We start from the raw sequence: 16,900 nt of genomic DNA, 5'->3' as shown, positions 1-16,900 counted from the left end.
CTAAAGGGGTCTGACCCCACCTCCAACATTCAATGATTATTGAGTATAGGTTGTGGGGTCAGACCCCTCAAAGAACATTCTTTGAATGAGGGTGGTGAGAACCTATGGCATCATTACGCGAGATAAAAAATCGTATTACTTCAACGAAAAAAACGAGTCAAATCACAAAGGCAATGGAAATGACCTCCGCAGCTAAATGGAACCGTGCCGTGTTGAATGCAAAAGCATTTGTACCCTACATGGAAAAAATCCAAGAGGTAACGGCATCGATTGCCATCGGCGCAGGTGGAGCGATTCATCCAATGCTTACATCCCGTCCAGTGAAAAAGACGGGTTATATTGTGATGACATCTGACTCAGGACTTGCGGGTGCGTTCAACAGTAACGTTATTCGTAAAGTTCATCAAACAATCAATAGCCGTCATAAATCGAATGATGAGTTTGCTATTATTGCACTTGGACGCATGGCTCGTGATTATTTTTCGAAACGGGGCATGAACGTGGCTCTTGAGATGACCGGACTTCCGGCGCAGCCAAACTTTGCGGACATTCAGGATGTTACCCGCAGTACAGTTGGGATGTTTGCAGACGGCACATTCGATGAATTATATGTCTTTTACAATCATTATCAAAGTGCGATTTCACAGGAAGTTACCGAGAAAAAGCTGCTTCCATTATCGGATTTATCCACTTCTCATAAGCTCATTTCCTATGAGTTTGAGCCATCTGCAGAAGAAATTTTGGAAGTTCTCCTGCCACAATATGCAGAGAGCTTAATTTACGGAGCACTGCTCGACAGTAAAGCGAGTGAGCATGCTGCCCGGATGACAGCAATGAGAAATGCAACGGATAACGCAAAAGAATTAATTAATCACTATACATTAGTCTTCAACCGCGCACGTCAAGCAGCGATTACGCAAGAAATCACAGAAATCGTCGGCGGCGCCGCAGCGTTAGAATAGGAACAAAGAGTAAGTAAGGAGGGAACATGATGAACAAAGGACGCGTTCTTCAGATTATGGGTCCGGTTGTTGACGTGAAGTTTGATAACGGTCAGCTGCCTGAGATCTATAACGCATTGAAAATAGTAACTAAAGCGCGTACTGGATCAGAAGTTGAGATCAACTTAACCCTTGAAGTAGCCCTTCATTTAGGTGATGATACAGTTCGTACGATCGCAATGTCTTCTACTGACGGGTTAACCCGTGGTATAGAAGTAGAAGATACTGGTGCGCCGATTTCGGTACCGGTTGGTGACGTAACACTTGGCCGTGTATTTAACGTATTAGGTGAAGCCATTGACTTGAAAGATGATGTGCCTGTAAGTGCCCGCCGTGATTCCATTCACCGCGAAGCACCAACATTTGAACAACTATCCACTGAGGTAGAAATTCTTGAAACAGGTATTAAAGTAGTTGACCTTCTTGCCCCCTATATTAAAGGTGGGAAAATCGGCCTCTTCGGTGGTGCCGGTGTAGGTAAAACAGTTTTAATCCAAGAATTAATCAATAACATCGCCCAAGAGCACAGCGGTATCTCCGTTTTCGCGGGTGTTGGTGAGCGTACTCGTGAAGGAAACGACCTTTTCCACGAAATGACGGATTCCGGCGTTATCAAGCAAACGGCGATGGTATTCGGACAAATGAACGAGCCGCCGGGTGCGCGTATGCGTGTTGCGCTGACTGGTTTAACAATGGCGGAATATTTCCGTGATGAGCAAGGCCAAGACGTGTTATTGTTCATTGATAATATCTTCCGTTTCACACAAGCAGGTTCTGAGGTTTCCGCACTACTAGGCCGTATGCCTTCTGCGGTAGGTTACCAGCCGACACTTGCTACTGAAATGGGTAAATTAGAAGAGCGGATTACATCTACGAATAAAGGTTCTGTAACATCTATCCAAGCGATTTATGTACCAGCCGATGACTATACGGACCCGGCTCCGGCTACAACTTTCGCTCACTTAGATGCGACAACAAACCTTGAGCGTAAGCTTTCTGAGATGGGGATCTACCCAGCGGTTGACCCGCTTGCTTCGACTTCTCGTGCCTTGTCACCTGATATCGTTGGCGAAGAGCACTATGAAGTAGCACGTCAAGTACAATCAACATTACAAAAATATCGTGAATTACAGGATATCATTGCGATTCTTGGTATGGATGAACTTTCTGATGATGATAAGTTAGTCGTGCTTCGTGCGCGTCGTATCCAAAACTTCTTGTCACAGAACTTCCACGTGGCTGAGCAGTTTACTGGCCAGCCAGGTTCATATGTACCTGTTAAAGAAACGGTTAAAGGGTTCAAAGAACTCCTTGATGGTAAATATGATCACCTTCCAGAAGATGCGTTCCGCCTTGTTGGACGTATTGAAGAGGTTGTCGAGGCCGCAAAACGCATGGGCGTAGAAGCCTAAGGGCGCCGGGGAGGGTAAAAAATGAAGACGATTAAAGTCAGTGTTGTTACTCCCGATGGCCCGGTGTATGAATCAGATGTGGAAATGGTTAGTACGAAGGCTCAAAGTGGTGAGCTGGGAATTTTACCTGGACACATTCCGATGGTGGCTCCGCTTGAAATTGGTGCTGTCCGCCTGAAGAAGGGCGGCAATACAGAATTTGTTGCCGTCAGCGGCGGGTTTTTAGAAGTTCGTCCTGATCAAGTGACAATTTTGGCCCAATCGGCAGAGAAAGCATCTGAAATTGATGTGGAACGTGCCCAAAGAGCGAAGGAACGTGCAGAGCAGCGCTTGAAAGAGCAGAAGCTTGAGCATATCGACTTTAGACGTGCCGAGCTTGCAATGCGCCGCGCCATCAATCGCCTTGCCGTATCGGAACATAGATTTTAAATAGAAAAGCGGAAAGCGCGCGATTATTCCGCGCCTGGAGCTGGACATTTCCTAAGTCCAAATTTATAGTTCTTATTACAAAAATGAAGACCCCTCGTGGCCGTACAATTCTTGTGCTGGCCCCGAGGGGTTTTTGTGTTCGTTGCCAGGTGTGTTCAAGCCGTTGATAAGCGAGTGTAGGTTGGTAGGAAACTGAAACGACGTATATCTGTCAGTTTGATGGGCTAGTCTTGCGTGAACTGAAGGGACTAGTTTCGCTGTAAAGGGCATGATATGGACAATTATGCATATGATGGTAGGGGAAACTAGTGGGCAGAGGTTGATTCAGTATTTAGGCCTTTTATTTTTTCAAAAAAGAGGTTTGAATGAATGACAAACCTCACTGACATGGTTTAGCTTTTGTTATTAAATAGGGGTTGTTGTCGAATTTCGTGGACATATTGTGTTCTTACGAATCCTGTTCCAGCGCCTTCGCTGACGCAGCGGCTAGCAAAAATTCTCCATTTTAAGTCTCGTTTGAGAGCGAGCTCTCAAGAGCCTTAAAATAGAGAATTTCCGCGGTGTTGGAATTCCAATTTAGATTAAAATGGCTTGTCGACAGGGGTTTGTAACAATGCTATAATGAATTCGGTTACAATATTCACAAGTATGAAAATTTACAACATTGGAGGGGATGGACATGGATCTTCTAAATGTATATCAGAATAATTACCTGATAGTTTTTGTGTTTCTATGTCTCGGGGTGCTGCTGCCAGTGGTGGCGTTATATTTGGGGAAACTTCTGCGTCCGTTTAAACCGAGCGAAGCGAAGTATACCACATATGAGAGCGGTATTGAGCCATTTCACGATTCCCGTGTACAGTTCAATGTCCGCTATTATATTTTTGCCCTAATGTTTGTTATCTTTGATGTAGAAACGGTGTTTTTATATCCATGGGCAGTCGCTTATGATAAACTAGGCATTTTTGCGCTTGTTGAAATGTTAATTTTCGTGGTGATGCTATTAATCGGCTTAGTGTATGCTTGGAAAAAGAAGGTGCTACGATGGACTTAAAACTAGAAGACTTATCGCCTCAGGAAATGAAAGAGTTAGAACGAAATGTATTTTTCGCGACGCTGGAGCAAATTAAGGGTTGGGCACGGAGTAATTCCTTGTGGCCAATGACATTTGGTCTGGCTTGTTGTGCGATTGAAATGATGGGTACAGGTGGAGCAAACTATGACCTTGACCGTCAAGGGACAATTTTTCGAACATCTCCACGGCAATCGGATTGTATGATTGTTTCTGGGACAGTGACGAAAAAGATGGCGCCAATCTTACGCCGTTTATATGACCAAATGCCAGAGCCAAAATGGGTAATCGCGATGGGATCTTGTGCAACTGCCGGCGGCCCATATGTTAAATCATATGCCGTTGTGAAGGGTGTCGATCAAATCGTACCTGTGGATGTATATATTCCTGGATGCCCGCCAAACCCGGCCGCATTAATTTATGGGATTAATAAATTAAAAGGGAAAATTCGTTATGAAGCGAAGACTGGGAAGAAGGTGATTTAACAAATGAGCGGGGAAAAAGATCTCGATCAATTAAAGAGAGAAGCCGCTGAAAAGGCTAAAGCTGCGGCATTAGCAAAGCGAAAGGCGAAGGAAGCGGGGGTTGCAGAGCCGAAACCGGTGGTTGAATCGGAAAAGGCTGAAACACCGGCAGCAGCCGCGCCGCAAGCCCCAGTTGGAGCAGATGATGCTGATTTAGCGAAGAAAAAGGCAGCAGCGGCAGCAAAAGCGAAAGCAGCTGCACTGGCGAAGAAGAAACGGGAAGGGTTCGCAGATGAGACTGCCTTGGGGGCAGAATCAACGCAGCCGGTAGAAACGGCACCGCCAGTAGAAACGGCACCGCCAGTAGAGGAAACGCCAGCGGCAAACGATGCGGATGACCTAGCGAAGAAAAAGGCAGCAGCGGTAGCAAAGGCAAAAGCAGCGGCGGCGGCCAAGCGGAAGGCGATGGAACTGGCTGGAGGCAACGCTCCAGTGAGTGAAGAGACCCCGGCAGTAGAACCAGAAACGCCAGCGGTAAACGATGCGGATGACCTAGCGAAGAAAAAGGCAGCAGCGGTAGCAAAGGCAAAGGCAGCAGCGGCAGCCAAAAAGAAGGCGATGGAGTTAGCAGGTGGCGAAGCACCAGCACCAGAGGCTGAAGAAAGTGGCGCCGGCGGCGATGCCGACGATCTAGCGAAGAAAAAAGCAGCAGCAGTAGCCAAAGCCAAAGCAGCGGCAGCGGCGAAACGTAAAGCAACGGAACAAGCGGGCGGCACTGTCGAAGATACTGCAACAGGTGACGATGCGAAGGCAAAAGCGGCGGCAGCAGCGAAAGCCAAGGCAGTAGCGGTAGCGAAGGCGAAAGCAGCAGCAGCGGCAAAAGCCAAAGCAGCCGGTGCAGGAGCTGGATCAGACGCGTCAGCAGCAGGTGGCGATGATGAGAAAGCGAAAGCCATCGCAGCGGCAAAGGCAAAAGCCAAAGCAGCGGCGGCAGCAAAAGCCAAGGCAGCAGCGGGTGGAAAAGCTGGCGATGCAGCGACCCCGGCAGCCGAAGCGAAACCATCACCAAATCAGCCATACTTAGATAAGTATGTGAAGGTGATTGCCGAAAACTTAGGTTCTGATGTTTTAGAAGATTCTTATATTAATAAACTATCCAAAGATGTTCCGACACTTGTGGCAAAGCATGATACATATTTTAAAGTGGCTCAGTTTCTAAAATATAATGAGCTGCTTGGGTTTGATTATCTATCTGAGCTGCATGGATCGGATTTCGAAACACATATGGAAGTCTATGTTCACTTGTACTCATACAAAAACCGGCAAACGGTGGCGTTAAAAGTGAAGATTGACCGCGATGAACCAACAATCGAGTCCTTGCAGCCAATTTGGGCCGGAGCGAACTGGCCTGAATGTGAAGCATTTGATTTACTTGGAATTAAGTTTAAAGGACATCCGAATTTACATCGGATTCTGCTTGGGGAAGATTGGGTTGGCCATCCACTGCGTAAAGATTATGAACAGTATGATGTGGAGGTATAACCAATGATTAGAACAGAAGAAATGTTACTTAACGTCGGTCCTCAGCATCCTAGTACGCACGGAGTATTCCGGCTTGTGATTAAAATTGATGGGGAAATCATAACGGAAGCTACGCCTGTCATCGGTTACTTACACCGCGGAACGGAAAAATTAGCAGAAAATCTGCAGTATACACAGATTATTCCTTATACCGACCGGATGGACTATCTGTCAGCGATGACGAACAACTATGTGATTTGTCATGCGGTCGAAACGATGATGGGGACTCAAGTGCCGGAACGTGCGGAATATCTGCGTGTGATTGCCATGGAGCTTGGGCGTATCGCCAGCCACCTTGTTGCTTGGGGCACCTACATCCTTGACCTTGGGGCGACGAGCCCATTCATCTATGCCTTCCGTGATCGCGAAATGATTATCAATATGCTGAACGAGTTATCCGGTGCACGTTTAACATTCAACTATATGCGTGTGGGCGGTGTGAAATGGGATGCGCCTGAAGGCTGGATTGACAGGCTGAGAGACTTTATCCCCTATATGCGTGAGCAGCTTGTCGGCTATCATTCGCTTGTCAGCGGCAATGAAATCTTTTTAGACAGGGTAAAAGGAATTGGCCGCTACACGAAAGAAGAGGCAATCCACTATTCACTCAGCGGCCCGAATTTGCGCTGTACCGGGGTGAAATGGGATCTTCGCAAAGATGAGCCGTATTCGATTTACGACCGTTTTGATTTTGATGTTCCGACATTAGAGGATGGCGACTGTTTGGCACGGTATAATCTTCGTCTTGCCGAGATTGAACAATCGCTCAGAATACTTGAGCAGGCCGTGGAACAATTTCCGGCTGAAGGTGAGATTCTTGCTAAGGTGCCGAAAATCATCAAGGCGCCAAAAGGGGAAGCCTTTGTCAGAATCGAATCGCCGCGCGGCGAAATTGGCTGCTATATTGCCAGTGATGGGAAAAAAGAACCGTATCGTTTGAAGTTTAGAAGACCATCATTCTATAATCTGCAAATTCTCCCGAAACTATTAGTAGGCGAAAATATTGCAAATCTGATTGCTATTTTAGGGGCAATTGATATTGTCCTTGGGGAGGTGGACGGCTAATGATGGAAGATTTGCTCCATTCAAGTCCCGGCTGGGCCAATTTCGGGATCTTCTTTTTACTCGGTGCGGTCTTGCTTTTAGTCGTATTAGGCTTCGTTACTTACGGGATTTTAGCAGAACGGAAAGTAATGGGGTACATGCAGCTGCGTCATGGTCCAAACCAACTGGGTGGACGCTTTGGCTTGCTGCAAACGGTCGCTGACGTTTTGAAGCTGTTACTAAAAGAGGATATTATTCCGAAGGCAGCTGACAGGCCATTATTTATTCTGGCGCCGGTAATTGCGTTTGCGCCATCATTTTTGGTCCTGGCAACATTGCCGTTTACCGATAAGTTTCAATTTGCCGATATTAATGTCGGGTTACTGTATTATATTGCCGTTTCCGGTTTAACCGTCTTTGGGATGGTATTGGGCGGCTGGGCATCGAATAATAAGTATGCACTCTTAGGGGGCATGCGGGCTGCGGCACAGATGATTTCGTATGAAATTCCATTGGTCATGGCGGTCCTTGGCGTTATTTTACTCTCTGGAAGCTTAAATTTAAATGACATTGTCATGCAGCAAAAGCATGGTTGGTTTATTCTCTTGCAGCCAATTGGCTTTATCGTCTTTTTTATCGCATCGATTGCCGAATTAAACCGGACGCCATTTGACTTGCCGGAGTCGGAGAATGAACTTGTTGCCGGTTACTTCGTTGAGTATGCCGGATTCCGCTGGGCGTTCTTCATGCTTTCCGAGTATGTGTATGTCTTCGGAATGTCGACATTGATTACGGTCGTGTTCCTTGGTGGATGGTTGGCGCCATTTGCGTTCCTTAGCTTTATCCCGGGCGCAGTCTGGTTTGCCCTTAAGTTTTGTACGGTTGTCTTTGTTTACTTCTGGATTCGCAGCACATTGCCGCGTTTCCGTGCCGACAGACTCATGGAATTTGGTTGGAAAGTATTATTGCCAATCGCCTTGGCAAACATCTTCCTAACCGCTTTACTTAAATCATTATTTTTCTAATCGATGGTGCCTGACACCGATAACTGCATTTACACTGTAAAAGTGCACGAAACGGTTGCTTACACCAATAACAATTTTTAGACTGTAAAAGGGGTGAAAAACGTGCTTGGAGTATTTAAAGGCTTGAAATATACCCTTAAACAATTATCACGCGAGAAGGTTACGTATGATTATCCAAACGAGCCGCTTCCGCTGCCAGACCGCTTCCGTGGGATTCAAAAGTTTTATCCGGAGAAGTGTATTGTTTGTAATCAATGTGCGCAGATTTGCCCGACGGATTGTATTCAATTGACGGGTAAGAAGCATCCGGATCCAACGAAAAAGGGAAAAATTATCGACACATATGATATTAACTTCGAGATTTGCATCCTTTGCGACTTATGTACGGAGGTTTGCCCAACTGAGGCGATTATCATGACCAATAACTTTGAGCTCGCTGAATACAGCCGCGACATGTTATTTAAAAACCTGGAATGGTTAGATGAAAACGACGAAAACATACGGCAGGTGAATAAAGCATGACATTTTCAGGCGAATTCCTCGCTTTTATGGGACTCGCACTTGTTGCGATTATCGGCGGCGTGCTTCTATTGAACCTAAACAAAGTCGTTCATATGGTCGTTGCCCTTATCTTCACTTTCGTCGCCATTGCCGGTATCTATGTACTGCTTTCCGCTGAATTCGTGGCCGCCGTACAAATCTTGATTTATTCCGGTGCCATCACGATTATCATGCTGTTTGGTATCATGTTAACAAAGCATGATGACGAAAGTGAGCCAAAAACGGGTAAATGGAGAAAGCTGCTTTTGTTTTTAGGGATTCTTGGCTTTGCCTTTGCTGTCTACATTGGGATTTACAATTTCAATATCGACCAAGTGCCGACGAAGCTTCATGAAAACAATACGATGCAAATTGGGGAAGCACTTTACTCTAAATATATTATTCCGTTTGAATTAACATCTGTTTTACTTTTAGCGGCCTTAGTTGGTGCGATTATTTTGGCAAAAACCGAGAAGAAGGAGGCGGATAAGGAATGAGTTCAATTCCCGCTTCAGCCTTCCTGGCGCTTGCACTGATCTTATTCTGCATCGGACTATACGGTGCATTAACGAAAAAAAATACGGTTATTGTGTTGATTTCGATTGAATTGATGCTGAATGCCGTCAATATTAACCTGGTGACCTTTAGCAAATATGGATTAAATCCATCCATTACAGGTCAAATCTTCGCCCTGTTTGCCATCTGTGTGGCAGCAGCCGAAGCCGCTGTCGGACTCGCGATCCTAATATCGCTCTACCGCAGCAAGAAAACCGTCAACATCGACGAAATAGACACAATGAAAAACTAGACAGACAACTTTGGGTGCCTGACACCATTTCTCCTATGTGAGAGTGGTTAAGGGTGACAGGCACCATAATCGACAAAATTCGGGTTGTGACAGGCACCGCCGTGTCACCGCCCGAATAAAGGGGATAGTGATAATGATGGAAAATGCATGGCTCATACCGCTTTTCCCGCTATTATCGTTTTTGATCCTTCTTCTATTCGGTAAGCGACTGAAGGAGGCGAGCGCATATGTGGGGATTCTCTTCACATTGGCCTCGCTTATCTATTCGATTTTGGTGTTATTTGAGCGCTTTTCAGAGCCAACCTACGAACATAAGTTTGATTGGCTCACGATAGGAGATCTGCATCTAACAGCGGGCTTTGAAGTGAATCAATTAAATGCATTGATGCTGTTTATCGTATCGCTCGTCAGTTTCTTAGTACATACCTACTCCAAAGGGTACATGCATGGAGATGAGCGGTTCCCAGTATTCTATGCCTATTTAGGATTATTTACGTTTGCCATGCTCGGTCTGGTAATTTCGCCAAACCTGCTGCAAACCTATATTTTCTGGGAGCTTGTTGGTGTTGGTTCCTTCCTATTAATCGGTTTTTATTATTACAAAGAAGAAGCAAAGGCCGCTGCCAAAAAGGCATTCATCATGACCCGTATCGGGGATGTTGGACTGTTCATCGGCATGATCCTGCTCTTCTGGGAAACAAAATCATTTGAATACAGCGATATTTTCGCAGCGATCGATGCCGGCGCTGTATCACAAACGATGATTACCTTAACAGCGATCTTAATATTTATTGGAGCAGTCGGAAAATCAGGTCAGTTCCCGCTCCACACATGGCTTCCAGATGCGATGGAAGGTCCGACACCTGTTTCGGCCTTAATCCACGCCGCAACGATGGTTGCCGCCGGGGTCTATTTAGTCGCTGCCTTATTCCCGTTGTTCGCCGCCAGCAAAACGGCGCTGCTCACCATTGCTGTCATTGGAGCGTTCACCGCTATTTTTGCCGCAAGCATCGGGCTTGTGCAAACCGATATCAAACGAGTACTCGCCTATTCAACCGTCTCGCAGCTCGGCTACATGATGCTCGCACTTGGTTCGGCCGGCTATGTGGCGGGGGTGTTCCACTTGATGACACACGCATTTTTCAAGGCACTTCTTTTCCTTGCTGCCGGATCCGTCATTCACGCGGTTCACACGCAGAATATCGAGGAAATGGGCGGACTTTGGAAAAAATTAAAACTGACCGGGCCGTTATTCTTAATCGGAACACTCGCTATCAGCGGTGTACCGGGGCTATCTGGATTCTTCAGTAAAGATGAAATTTTAATTGCGGCATGGGAAGGCGGACATCCAGTACTCTTCTTGCTCGCGTTAATCGCAGCATTCATGACCGCATTTTATATGTTCCGCTTGTTCTTCATGGTCTTCACCGGTGAAAGGCAAGGCCATCAAAAAAATGTGCACGAATCACCAAGCAACATGACGTACCCGATGATTCTGCTCGGCGTTTTAGCCATCATTGCCGGTTATGTGAACACACCATGGTTCGGCTCGTTCCTTGGCGACTGGCTCGTCGACGGAAACCCTGCCCTTGGCCACGGTCACATGGAAGGTCCTGTGTGGATCATGATTGCGGCAACCATTGTTTCCTTAGCGGGAATCTACCTTGCGTACTTGATGTACGGCAAACGCAGCATCGCCCGCAACTGGTTAAGTGGCACGGGTGACGCCCTGCATACGATTTTACTGAACAAATACTATGTGGATGAGTTTTATAAAATGACCATCATGGCTGCGACAACAGCCTTCAGCTATCTGCTCAAATTCATTGATGTCTTCATCGTTGAAGGACTTGTCAAAGGAGTGGTTGGGATTGTCCAAGGACTTGGCGGTGCCGGTTCGAAAATGCAGTCCGGCCAGGTTCAAACATATGGCGCAGTCGCCTTTATCGGACTTGCACTGCTCGCCGTCATCTTTGCGTTAACAGGGGGGTACTTACGATGAATTTGCATTCTGTTCTATCATTCCTAGTATTCTCCCCTTTACTAGGAATCATCGTTTTAGCATTTTTGCCAAAAACGTCAGAAAAACGAATCAAACTAGTTGGCTTTCTTGCGACATTGCCGGCGTTATTGCTGGCGCTAGCCGCCTATCTCCATTTTCAATGGGGCAAGGATCTCGCTGACTTTGCGGTCTCAAAGGCGTGGATTCAATTCCGCGGCATGAACGTCCAAGAGCCAATCTATTCGGTGTATTATGAACTAGGCCTCAGTGGCTTTCAGCTCTTGCTCGTGGTTCTCACCGCGATCGTCGCAACACTATCAGCGATTGCTGCTGCGCGGTTTGTAAAAAAGGAATGGAAAGGCTACTTTATGCTCTTCCTTCTTTTAGAAATCGGCATGCTCGGCGTCTTTACCGCTGAAAACTTAATCCTGTTCTTCATCTTTTTCGAAGTCACGCTCATTCCGACGTTCTTCTTAATCGGAAAATGGGGCTATTTTGAAAAAGAAAAAGCAGCTTACAGCTTCCTAATCTATAACGGTCTAGGTTCTGCCGTGCTCCTGATCGTGATTATGATTCTATTTGCAAAAACAGGAACAACAAATATTGATTTATTAACACAAATCATGGCAGATCCAAGTGCACCGCTGTCTAGCGATCTAAAACTTGGCCTGTTAATCAGTCTATTAATTGCTTTCGGTGTGAAATTACCGATTTTCCCATTGCACAGCTGGATGTTGAAGGTGCACGTTCAAGCGCCGCCATCTGTAGTTATGATTCACTCTGGGATTCTATTAAAAATCGGTGCGTACGGCTTAATCCGATTTGGAATGGGGATTTTTCCCGAGCAGTTTGAAACGCTTGCGACCATTATCGCGATCCTTGGCGTGATTAACCTCCTCTACGGGGCATTCCTAGCATTCATTCAAACAGATTTTAAAATGGTTTTGGCCTATTCATCCATTTCCCACATGGGAATCGTTTTAATTGGACTTGCGGCACTAAATGAAGCAGGGGTCCAAGGGGCGATTTTTCAAGTGGTATCACACGGATTGATTTCTGCGTTATTGTTCTTCTTGGTTGGCATCATTTACGAGCGGACCGATACGTCGCTCATGGAAAACCTTGGCGGCATGGCGAAGGGGATGCCGATTGCCGCAGGCTTCTTGCTAGCCGGCGGGATGGCGTCACTGGGGCTTCCAGGCATGTCCGGTTTTGTCAGTGAATTTATGGCCTTCCTTGGCTTGTTCAAAGAATTGCCATGGATTGCGGCTGTCGGGACGATTGGAATTATCATGACGGCTGCATACTTGCTCCGCGCAGTACTCGGTATCACCTACGGCAAGTCACACCGCGAATTTACCGGTGTCCTTGACTTAAAAGGGGTCGAATTCGTGCCAGTCGTTGTTTTAATGGTATTAATCGTGTTAATCGGGGTTTACCCAAGTGTTCTAAGCTCTCCGTTGCAAACTACACTTGAAACGATCATGATAGGGTTAGGAGGGTGATGAAGGATGGATATAGAGACATTGAAATCATTTAACTGGAGTGTCATGACGCCGGAGTTCATCATCCTTGGCGTCATCGCACTACTGACATTGTTGGATTTATTTTTACCGAAAAAGCAAGATCGCCGCATCCTCGGCTGGATCGGGATTGCCGGGGTAGTAGCGGCTATCATCGCGGTTGCCAGCCTGCTTGGCACGGAGGCAACATCAATTTTAGACGATTCCTTCACGCTTGATGTATTCGGTAAAGCGTTCAAACTCATCTTGCTTGTCGGAGGGGCACTTGTGCTCTTTTTAGCGATCAGCTATGAGGCTAAAGAAGGCCTTGAAGACTATCACGGCGAATTTTATTACTTATTCTTAGCAGCCTTGCTTGGTGCGATGATTATGACATCAAGCGGTGACTTAATCACGTTATTTATTGGGTTAGAATTGTTATCGATTCCTTCCTATATCTTAGCAGGCATTAAGAAGCACAACAGGCAATCGAATGAATCGGCGATGAAATACGTCATCAATGGCGGTATTTCCACCTCGATCACGTTGTTTGGGATGAGCTATGTGTACGGCTTGACCGGATCAACCAATCTTTTTGAAATTGCCACGACAGTATCGGCGATTTCTGATGGTCAGCAGGCCTATCTGCTCGGACTTGCGTTTTTAATGATTCTTGTCGGATTATCGTTCAAACTGGCAGCGGCACCGTTCCATATGTGGGCACCAGATGTGTATCAGGGTGCGCCGACACCAGTTACGGCCTTCTTAAGCGTCATTTCGAAGACAGCTGGCTTTGTTATTGTTATCCGGATTCTAATTGCGGTATTCTACAATGCTGCGCCAACGGGTGATAATGGTGAAAGTATTCTGTTTAAAATGCATGACTACCTCGCCGTCATTGCCGCAGTCACGATGATTGTCGGTAACGTCGTTGCCTTGAAGCAAACGAATATTAAACGGATGTTTGCCTATTCTAGTATCGCTCACGCCGGATATATCCTGGTGGCATTGACGACGCTGAGTACGAATATGATTTATTCAATTTGGTTCTACTTGCTTGCGTACATGTTAATGAACCTTGGGGCATTTGCGGTCATTCAAGTTGTGACTGAAAAGTCCGGCAGTACGAAGATTGCCGACTTTGCCGGCCTTTACCGCCGCTCGCCGATACTCGCCGTCCTAATGGGAATTCTACTCGTTTCCCTAGCAGGCTTCCCAGGCACAGCAGGCTTCATCGGCAAATTAAACATCTTTGTCGGCGCCTTCGCCGGAACACCGCATTATGTACTGGCAGCAATTATGATTGCGACAACGGTTGTATCCTACTTCTATTATTTCGGTGTCATGACACAAATGTTCTTTCGGCCGGCAACTGACGATCGCAAACTGAACATTCCATTCGGTATCGTCGTCGTCCTACTCGTCGCAGTCGTCGGATCTGTCCTGTTTGGGATCATGCCAAACATCGCGCTTGATTTCTTGAACAATCTGAAGTAAGAAGCAGGGGACGGTTCATGCGCTTCAAACATGTGTCGGCTTCTTTGGGGAAGGGGCCCGTCGTCAAATTAAAAGGGGTATTTATACAAAACAAAAAGAAGAGGCAGGGGATGCCTCTTCTTTTTGCATTTTCGCACTAGTCCAGTTTATCCTTCACTTTGCCAACGCCTTCGCGCAATTTACCCTTCGCTTTATCCAGTTTTCCTTCCGCTTCCGTTGAATGGTCATCGGTTAATTTGCCCCATTGCTCCTTGGCCTCACCCTTGACCTGTTCCAAACCGCCTTTAAGTTTATCCTTGTTCATATTACATTCCTCCCTTTCGTTCTATAAGTTTAGTACCCTATGAGAAAGGCCCCCAAACTTCCTAATTGTTATCCACATCATCCTGCTTTTCGCTATCGCTGATGCCATTATCCTGATCGACGCCATTACCGATTCCTTCCTTTTTTAATTGGCTCTCGACATTATTCTTGGCATCTTCCATATTATCCTTAGCTTCTTTAAAAGTGTCGTTCGCTTCTTTTTTTGTATCATTATCAATCTGATCCTTTTGCTCGCCGTCACTGATACCGTTATCCTGGTCGACCCCGTCGCCGCAGCCGGCCAACCCGCCAAATGTCAACATGGCCGCCAGTCCGCCTGTTAGAAGTGTTTTTTTATTCATGTTAACTCCTCCTTTATTTTCGAACTGGTAATTGTATTCCCAGGAGTTCAGAAGGCGAAACATTTAAGCGCTAACTTGTATAAAATTACTCAAAATGAATGAGCTGATGAATCATTATTAGACGATTCCCTCCGCTAATGAGCGGATTTTTAACCCCTATGAGCGAATTTCCCATTTCAATGAGCGAATTTTTGAATCCAATGAGCGAATTCCACACTTTAATGAGCGAATCGTAAGAACAGCCCTTGTCAAAATGTTTGAAACCAACCAAACAGGGTATTACATCTAGCAAATTACAAAAAAGGAGAGATGGTAGATGACATTACCCAATATGATGGCCGGCTGGTACATATATACAGACCGAATTCCCCACGTACTATTAGCACTTCTTATTTTAATTATTGGCTGGCTGGTGGCGAAGGCGATTGGCAAAGCAGTCGAAAAGGCCTTAACGAAAACAAATCTTGATAACAAGCTGTTTGCTAATGTTGGAAAACGAAAATACGCATCAGAAGTGATAATCGGAAAAATGGTTTACTATCTGTTAGTAGTTGTCGTCCTAATATTCTTCTTCAACATGCTTCACCTCAGCATGATGGCTGAACCGCTTGTAAAAATGGTGTCGACATTGACCGCAGCAATTCCGAATCTACTAAAAGCAGCTCTTATTCTCCTATTGGCATGGGTCGTAGCCTATTTTGCCCGGATGCTGGTTAAAAAAGGTGCGGCGATGCTTCATGTTGAAAGCTGGCTTGCAAAATGGAACATATCCAATAGTAAGGGGAATACGGCAAGCACGATAAACGGCATCGCGCAAGCCATCTTTTATCTTGTGCTCCTACTGTTTTTACCAGCAGTGCTAGGCGCCTTGCAGCTCGAAGGAATTTCAGAGCCATTCACACATACGTTATCCACCATGCTAGGCTTGATTCCAAAGCTATTTGCCGCTGCGCTAATTGTCTTCATCGGCTGGCTGATTGCGAAAATCGTCCGCGATATTTTAACCCATTTTTTAAACAGCATTGGAATGGACCGACTCGGTGAACGGGTGGGATTAGCGAAGGCGGATCTTTCAACGATAATTGGGAATATTGTGTTCATCCTCATTTTAATCCCAACCATTATTACCGCTTTAGAAAAATTAGACTTAAAAGGAATCTCGGAGCCGGCGATTGCGATGCTTTATCAGATTATGACGCTAATTCCAAACATTGCCGCAGCGATTCTCTTGATATTAGCAGGAATATGGCTTGGTAAATGGATTGAAAAAATGGTCGCGCAAATGCTTTGGCGCTTACGTTTCGACAATATTCTTCATCATATGGGAATCGGTTCTTTAACACCGGAACAATCGAAATACACACTATCACAACTGGTAGGATTGCTAGCAAAAATTGTCGTGATCCTGTTATTTACCTCAGAGGCCATGAAGATTGTTCATTTAGACTTCTTAGTTACCTTGGCAACAGGAGTACTCGCCTATCTACCAATGGTGTTAGCGGCACTCGTCATCTTGGGAATTGGCTTATACTTGGGCCAATTAGTCGAGCGTGTGTTACAAAACGTCTTAAAACAGCGCTATTCCCGGACGTTGGCGCGGATTGCGAAGTATACTATTTTTACAATCTCGCTGTTTATGGCATTAGACCAATTGGGTGTCGCCCACTCGATTGTCAATGCGGCCTTTATTCTTGTCCTGGGCGGATTGGCCTTGGCATTTGGTCTAGCATTCGGCCTCGGTGGCAAAGAGTTCGCTGCCAAATATTTAGGGAAATTGGATGAAAAGATAGAAAGGGAAAATGGATAGATTTTAGCTATCCGAAATTGAGTGGATAAGGAACATTTATAGACAAAACAA

The 16,900-nt window shown here is 45.9% G+C and carries 17 protein-coding genes; 15 read left to right on the top strand and 2 right to left on the bottom strand.

Translation table 11 applies throughout. The features are described from left to right. The first annotated feature begins 104 nt into the window (after positions 1-104). From atpG to nuoN, 14 genes are all read left to right on the top strand, one after another. A complete protein-coding gene (gene atpG, locus RCG19_RS08325) occupies positions 105-962 on the top strand; it encodes an ATP synthase F1 subunit gamma (protein ID WP_166240147.1) in 858 nt (285 codons plus the stop codon). Between the two features lie 29 nt (positions 963-991). Beyond that, complete coding sequence (gene atpD, locus RCG19_RS08320; RefSeq protein ID WP_308110482.1) at positions 992-2,413, top strand: F0F1 ATP synthase subunit beta; 1,422 nt, start codon at positions 992-994, stop codon at positions 2,411-2,413. A gap of 21 nt (positions 2,414-2,434) precedes the next feature. Beyond that, positions 2,435-2,842 (top strand): F0F1 ATP synthase subunit epsilon, encoded by a 408-nt coding sequence (locus RCG19_RS08315; protein ID WP_308110481.1) that lies wholly within the window; start codon positions 2,435-2,437, stop codon positions 2,840-2,842. A gap of 679 nt (positions 2,843-3,521) precedes the next feature. Then, positions 3,522-3,896, top strand: coding sequence for an NADH-quinone oxidoreductase subunit A (locus RCG19_RS08310; protein ID WP_166240143.1), 375 nt, complete (start codon positions 3,522-3,524; stop codon positions 3,894-3,896). After that, positions 3,887-4,399, top strand: a complete 513-nt coding sequence (locus RCG19_RS08305; RefSeq protein ID WP_166240141.1) for a NuoB/complex I 20 kDa subunit family protein — start codon at positions 3,887-3,889, stop codon at positions 4,397-4,399. Before RCG19_RS08310 ends, RCG19_RS08305 begins: the two co-directional genes overlap by 10 nt. A 3-nt stretch (positions 4,400-4,402) precedes the next feature. Continuing rightward, a complete protein-coding gene (locus RCG19_RS08300; protein WP_308110478.1) occupies positions 4,403-5,920 on the top strand; it encodes an NADH-quinone oxidoreductase subunit C in 1,518 nt (505 codons plus the stop codon). A 3-nt stretch (positions 5,921-5,923) separates the two neighbouring features. Further along, positions 5,924-7,024: an NADH-quinone oxidoreductase subunit D gene (locus RCG19_RS08295; protein ID WP_308110477.1), complete on the top strand. Its 1,101-nt coding sequence runs from the start codon at positions 5,924-5,926 to the stop codon at positions 7,022-7,024. Then, positions 7,024-8,028 carry an NADH-quinone oxidoreductase subunit NuoH gene (gene nuoH, locus RCG19_RS08290; RefSeq protein WP_308110476.1) on the top strand — a complete coding sequence of 335 codons (1,005 nt, stop codon included), beginning with the start codon at positions 7,024-7,026 and terminating at the stop codon, positions 8,026-8,028. The genes RCG19_RS08295 and nuoH overlap by 1 nt, the downstream gene beginning before the upstream one ends. A 102-nt stretch (positions 8,029-8,130) precedes the next feature. Then, on the top strand, positions 8,131-8,550 hold the full coding sequence (nuoI, locus tag RCG19_RS08285) for an NADH-quinone oxidoreductase subunit NuoI (protein WP_007086146.1): 420 nt from the start codon (positions 8,131-8,133) through the stop codon (positions 8,548-8,550). Further along, a complete protein-coding gene (locus RCG19_RS08280) occupies positions 8,547-9,065 on the top strand; it encodes an NADH-quinone oxidoreductase subunit J (RefSeq protein ID WP_166240131.1) in 519 nt (172 codons plus the stop codon). The genes nuoI and RCG19_RS08280 overlap by 4 nt, the downstream gene beginning before the upstream one ends. Beyond that, on the top strand, positions 9,062-9,376 hold the full coding sequence (gene nuoK, locus RCG19_RS08275; protein WP_166240129.1) for an NADH-quinone oxidoreductase subunit NuoK: 315 nt from the start codon (positions 9,062-9,064) through the stop codon (positions 9,374-9,376). Before RCG19_RS08280 ends, nuoK begins: the two co-directional genes overlap by 4 nt. Positions 9,377-9,509: 133 nt before the next feature. After that, complete coding sequence (gene nuoL / locus RCG19_RS08270; protein WP_308110475.1) at positions 9,510-11,378, top strand: NADH-quinone oxidoreductase subunit L; 1,869 nt, start codon at positions 9,510-9,512, stop codon at positions 11,376-11,378. Continuing rightward, positions 11,375-12,883 (top strand): complex I subunit 4 family protein, encoded by a 1,509-nt coding sequence (locus RCG19_RS08265; RefSeq protein WP_308110474.1) that lies wholly within the window; start codon positions 11,375-11,377, stop codon positions 12,881-12,883. Before nuoL ends, RCG19_RS08265 begins: the two co-directional genes overlap by 4 nt. Positions 12,884-12,889: 6 nt before the next feature. Then, the gene (gene nuoN, locus RCG19_RS08260; RefSeq protein WP_308110473.1) at positions 12,890-14,377 is read left to right on the top strand and encodes an NADH-quinone oxidoreductase subunit NuoN; all 1,488 of its coding nucleotides are present in this window, start codon (positions 12,890-12,892) and stop codon (positions 14,375-14,377) included. Between the two features lie 136 nt (positions 14,378-14,513). Here nuoN and RCG19_RS08255 read toward each other — a convergent pair whose 3' ends face one another. Together RCG19_RS08255 and RCG19_RS08250 are read right to left on the bottom strand one after the other, a co-directional pair. Continuing rightward, positions 14,514-14,681: a CsbD family protein gene (locus tag RCG19_RS08255; RefSeq protein ID WP_308110471.1), complete on the bottom strand. Its 168-nt coding sequence runs from the start codon at positions 14,679-14,681 to the stop codon at positions 14,514-14,516. A 61-nt stretch (positions 14,682-14,742) separates the two neighbouring features. Next, a complete protein-coding gene (locus tag RCG19_RS08250) occupies positions 14,743-15,042 on the bottom strand; it encodes a hypothetical protein (RefSeq protein ID WP_308110470.1) in 300 nt (99 codons plus the stop codon). Between the two features lie 316 nt (positions 15,043-15,358). Between RCG19_RS08250 and RCG19_RS08245 the strand changes: the two genes are divergently transcribed. Beyond that, the gene (locus tag RCG19_RS08245; protein ID WP_308110469.1) at positions 15,359-16,849 is read left to right on the top strand and encodes a mechanosensitive ion channel; all 1,491 of its coding nucleotides are present in this window, start codon (positions 15,359-15,361) and stop codon (positions 16,847-16,849) included. Positions 16,850-16,900: the final 51 nt, after the last annotated feature.

Source organism: Neobacillus sp. OS1-2 (assembly GCF_030915505.1).
In the GTDB taxonomy this organism is placed as follows: domain Bacteria; phylum Bacillota; class Bacilli; order Bacillales; family Cytobacillaceae; genus Neobacillus.
This window is presented reverse-complemented; position numbering and strand designations above follow the sequence as displayed.